Here is a 4,806-nt window from a genome sequence, read left to right as displayed (position 1 = left end):
GATCCGGCCGAACGCGGCAAAGCCCCCGCAACCTCGTCTTCCAGGATACCGCCATGGCTACCAGTACGGGCAGCTTGAGCTTCGGCAGCGTCGTCACCACCGGCGGCACCACGCGGCTGTCCGGCACGAACTCGAACCTCGACATCGAGGGGCTGGTCACGTCGCTGGTCGAGGCGAAGAAGATCCCGGCGGTCCGCCTGGAGACACGGATCGCCGCCAATGACGCCAAGAAGGCCGCACTGGAAGACCTGCGTGCGGTCCTGGGCGAGATCCGCTCGGCGGTGGCCGGCCTGCGCAATCCGCCCGGCACGCTCGGCATCAACGACAATCTCTTCGAGAAGAAGGAAGCCTATCTGTCGGCGGACACGACGGTGTCGCCGGCTGCCATCGTCGGCGTCTCGGCCAGCAACCGGGCGCAGCCCGACAGCTTTGAGCTCAGGGTCGAGCAGCTGGCCGCAGCACAGAAGCTCGCCACCGCCAGCGTCACGGGCCTCGACCAGAAGCTCCAGGATGCGTTCGGCGGCTTTGCCGGCTCACTGGTGCTGGGGCTGGGCGGCGGCTCCACTGCCGAGATCGCGGTCGACGGCGCCATGACCATCCAGGACCTGCGCAACGCGATCAACAGCCGCAGCGCCACGACCGGCATCGCTGCCACGGTCCTGCAGGTTTCATCCAGCGAGGCCCGGCTGATCCTGACCGCGCAGTCCACCGGCCAGGCGATCACGCTGGCCAACGGCGCCGGCGACGATGTGCTGGCGAAGCTCGGCATCTCTATGGACGGCGGGGCCACGGTGCAGAACCCGATCCAGGCGGCGCGTCCAGCCCGGTTCAGCATCGACGGCGTGACCATCGAGCGGGCATCGAACAAGATCGAGGACGTGCTCCAGGGCGTCACGCTCAACCTCTATAAGAGCGAGCCCGGTACGACGATGACGGTCGAGATCGAGCGCTCCCTCGGTGCCGTGCAGGATCAGGTCACCCGTCTGGTCGACGCCTACAACGCGTTCCGCGACTTCATCGACCAGCAGAACGTGGTGGGTGCCGATGGCACCGTCTCGTCCGACAGCCCGCTGTTCGGCAACAGCTTCCTGCGCGACATGCAGCTCAAGGTCGGGTCTATCCTGGGCGGTGCGGCAACCGGTGCAGGCGGCGGCAGCCTGCGCGAGATCGGCATCACCCTGGATCCGTCCAACCGGATGAGGATCGACGGGGACAAGCTGGGCAACGCGCTCCTGACCAATCTCGACCGGGTGCGCGACATCCTGGAGTTCCGCTTCGAGAGCAACTCGGCCGATTTGGTCCTGTTCTCGCGCAGTGGCCCCCTTCAGGACACCAGTTTTGCGATCGACATCGTCGACGCCGACAATGACGGCCAGATCGACAGTGCCAGCATCGACGGGGTGGCGGTGGATGTCGCCGGCAAGGTCATCAAGGGCAGGGACGGCACCCCTTATGCCGGTCTGCAGTTCCTGTGGAGTGGCACCGGCAGCGCTTCGGTGGCGGTGACCGCCAGCCAGGGTCTGGCCGATCTCGCCCATGACGAACTCGGTCGGGTGCTCGACGAGACGGATGGCCGACTCGCCCGCGAGATCGAGCAGGTCGAAGGCAGTACCACCAAGGCTCAGGCCGACATCGACCGGATCACCGAGCGCGCTGACCGCTACCGTGACCAGCTGATCACCAGGTTCACGGCACTTGAGACCGCCCTCGGTCAGGCCAAGGCGATGCTGCAGCAGATTCGCGCGGCCCTCGGCCAGACCGACGAGCAATGACCTTCCGGCCTTTGCGGGAGCCTCGCCCTTGAACCCCTACCCGCAGCACGCCCGGGCCTTCTCGGCCTACGGCCAGGCAACCGAGACATTGCCCGCGGCTCGCCAGATTGTGATGCTCTATGACGGTATCGTCCGCCGGATGGAGGAGGCACGGCTGGCCTGCCTCGACGGCCGGATCGAGGACCGCTGGCAGGCGACGCAGAAGGCCGCCCGGATCTGCGACGCCCTCCACGCCAGCCTGGATCATGACCGTGGCGGCTCCGTCGCCGCCGCCCTGGACCGCTGGTACGCAATGATCGGCATGAAGATCCAGCAGGTGAACGTCAGCAACGACCCGGCCGGATGCAGCGAGGTGATCGCCCTGGTCCGCGAAGTCCGCGCCAGCTGGGACCAGCTGGGCATCCCGGCCGCCGCGCACCTTCCCACCGGCAACCCCACCTCCGACCCCGGCCGCGCCGTCCAGGCCTGAGCAAGCGATCGCCACCCGTCTTTGCCGAGACTGCCGCGGGCGCTTGGGCACAGCGCGGGCAAACTGTACGCGAGATGTTGTCTGGAGTGTCTTCTTAACTTCTTGTCTTGCATTCCGGGCAGGATCAGGTTGCGGATAGGGGGAAAGATCGGTGGCCGAAGTAGCGCGCAAGGTGATGGTCAAGGATGCCAACAGGAAGCTGGCGCACCGACGGCTGACGGTGCTGGAGCTGGCCGAACGGCTGAACAACTTCACCAAGGCATGCCGGCGTGGTGGGATCGGCCGAATCAGCTTCTTCGACTGGAAGCGGCGCTTTCAGACTCACGGCCTGGACGGGCTGAAGGATCTGCCGCCGATCGCCAAGAGCCATCCGATGACGCCACCATGAGCCGTCTTGCTGATGGCTCATGGTGGCGCGGATCGAGGCCCTGGCGCTGGAGCATCCGGCCTACGGGTGCAACCGGATCGAGGCGTTGTTGGCCCTGGGAGCCCGCCGGGTCTCGGCGATCACGATCCAGAAGATCCTCAACGACAAGGAGCTGGGCAGCCGCCAGGAGCGCTGGCTGGCGCTCAAGCGGCAGAACGCCGATCAGGTGATCGAACTTTCTCCGGAGCAGGTGGCGCTCCTGGAGAAGCTCATTCCCTGCTTCAAGAAGCGCCATGTCGAGAGCGAACGGCCAGGTCAGCTGCTGTTAGCTGACACCTTCATGCTCGGCACGCTCAAGGGCATCGGCCGGGTCTATCTGCACGCCATCGTGGACGCGCACGGCTCCTACGCCTTGGGGAGACCACCGAGCAATTCGCCAGACAAGGAGTTGGGAGGGCAACTGAGGACAACCGATTCATGCCGCTGATCCGCCAGCTTGTCGACGAGCGGCCTCCGTACGGCTATGGGCGCATCACCTCGCTCTTGAACCGCCGTGGTCGTGTCCATCAACGAGGTGTAAGTTGGGGTCGATCGGGGGTGGTCATCGTTCAGGCGGCCTTGGGGTGGAATTTGCGCTGGTTCGGCATCGGGTGTCGGCGCCATCGGCTCGGCCATGGCTTCGAGCTGCATTTGGCGGTGGCTGGTCTGCCACTCGTCGTTTTGCTCGAGCAGCACCGCGCCGATCAGCCGGATGACCGCAGGCTCGCCAGGAAAGATGCCGACCAGGTCGGCCCGGCGCTTCACCTCCTTGTTCAGCCATTCCAGTAGGTTCGTGCGGTGCGGCCCTGCAGGGCCTCCTGGCCCTGGTTCTTGCAGGAAGCGGATCCATGGCCGTCTGGCCATGGATGGCCCGGTGCTGGCCGGGAAGGTCAGGCAGGCCAAGACATCGTGCTCGCTCTCGTCCATCAGGCTGGCGAGCTTTGGCCATGATCGGCCAGCAGGCCGATCATCCGATTCCTGAAGGGACGCTGGCCAGTAGGCCAGCGAGGGCGGGAACGGAGCCGATCGGCGACCTGCCGTCAGGCCTGACCGGCAGCGGCCCGGTCGGGCTGCAGGAGGGGCTTGGCCAAGTGCTGCGGCCACCATGGAAGGCAGTTGGCCTTCCCTCCGATCGCCAGCGCAGTGGCGGCCAGGAGGCGCCGAGGAATGCGCTGGCCCCTGTCAGCGCTGCTAACATCCCGCCGGGGGATCGGGCTGAAGCCCGACGGGCACGTGCGCGAGAGCGTTCCTCATCCATGATCCGTCAGCAGACGGATCATCCGGCCTTCGCAGGAACGCCGTTCAGGAGAACAGCGCAGCACCCGGCACCGCTGGGACGTGGCGCCCAGGATCTTGGCGCTTGCGTGCTCTAGATGTTTGGTCCCAGGGTGTAGTGTGTCGGATCTGAGATGAACCTGGCCGGCTGTTCGATCCAGGTCTTGCAGATGAACTCGTAGGGGGTCAGCCCGCGCAGGGTCTTGAGCCTGCGGGCGTGGTTGTAGGCGTCGAGGAAGAGCTGCAGGTGGTGCCGGAGCTCGTCATGGCTGCCGTAGTGGTAGCGTCGGACGGTGGCATCCTTCAGCGTCCGGTTCATCCGCTCCACCTGACCATTCGTCCACGGGTGTGCCGGCTTGGTGGTGCGGTGCTCGATGCCGTCGCCCAGCGATCCACCGGAGGGAGCAGCGGCAAATCCGCTGCAAGGCTGCTCGCAGGCGTGGTCGAAGGCGTGGACCAGCCAAACCCGCGGCTCGCCCTTGGCGGCCCATAGGCTTCCGCAGCGGCCTCGGCCGCCGCATTGGTGGGTGTGCGGTCGACGAACCGGGTGCCGTTATCGGTTAGCACGGTGTGGATGCGGTAGGGCACGGCTGCGACCAGGGCGTGCAGGAAGGCGGCGGAGGCCTGTCGGGTCGCCCGCTCATGCAACTGGGCGAAGGCGAACTTGGAGGTCCGGTCGACAGCAACGAACAGGTAGAGGCGGCCCTGCTCGGTATGGACCTCGGCGATGTCGAGGTGGAAGAAGCCGATCGGATAGCTCTTGAGCCGGGAGCGCTTAGTCTTCGCACCGTCCGTGTCAGGCAATCGGGTGATCCCGTGACGCTGCAGGCAGCGGTGCAGCGACGAGCAGATCGGGTGCGGCAGGGTCGGCTGCAGGGCGTAGA

2 protein-coding genes and 3 pseudogenes are annotated in these 4,806 nt (G+C 66.3%); 3 read left to right on the top strand and 2 right to left on the bottom strand.

Annotated elements, in window-relative coordinates:
• Positions 1-53 precede the first annotated feature (53 nt).
• The 3 genes and pseudogenes from fliD to EQG76_RS32690 form a co-directional block, all read left to right on the top strand.
• Positions 54-1,772: a flagellar filament capping protein FliD gene (gene fliD / locus EQG76_RS31105; protein ID WP_159719084.1), complete on the top strand. Its 1,719-nt coding sequence runs from the start codon at positions 54-56 to the stop codon at positions 1,770-1,772.
• 28 nt (positions 1,773-1,800) lie between these two features.
• On the top strand, positions 1,801-2,241 hold the full coding sequence (fliS, locus tag EQG76_RS31100) for a flagellar export chaperone FliS (RefSeq protein ID WP_159719083.1): 441 nt from the start codon (positions 1,801-1,803) through the stop codon (positions 2,239-2,241).
• A gap of 175 nt (positions 2,242-2,416) precedes the next feature.
• Positions 2,417-3,026: pseudogene (locus tag EQG76_RS32690) on the top strand (helix-turn-helix domain-containing protein); the annotation flags it as partial.
• A 221-nt stretch (positions 3,027-3,247) separates the two neighbouring features.
• Here EQG76_RS32690 and EQG76_RS33870 read toward each other — a convergent pair.
• Positions 3,248-3,448: pseudogene (locus tag EQG76_RS33870) on the bottom strand (transposase); the annotation flags it as partial.
• Positions 3,449-4,016: 568 nt separating this feature from the next.
• Positions 4,017-4,806: pseudogene (locus tag EQG76_RS32680) on the bottom strand (integrase core domain-containing protein); the annotation flags it as partial.

This window comes from Geminicoccus flavidas (assembly GCF_009806515.1).
GTDB classification, from domain to species: Bacteria; Pseudomonadota; Alphaproteobacteria; order Geminicoccales; family Geminicoccaceae; genus Geminicoccus; species Geminicoccus flavidus.
Note: the sequence above shows the minus strand (reverse complement) of the source record. Positions and strands in the feature narration are given on the sequence as shown.

Bases quoted from the DNA above. Each gene is read 5' to 3' on its own strand.
- fliD (WP_159719084.1), top strand. From the start codon at position 54: ATGGCTACCAGTACGGGCAGCTTGAGCTTCGGCAGCGTCGTCACCACC.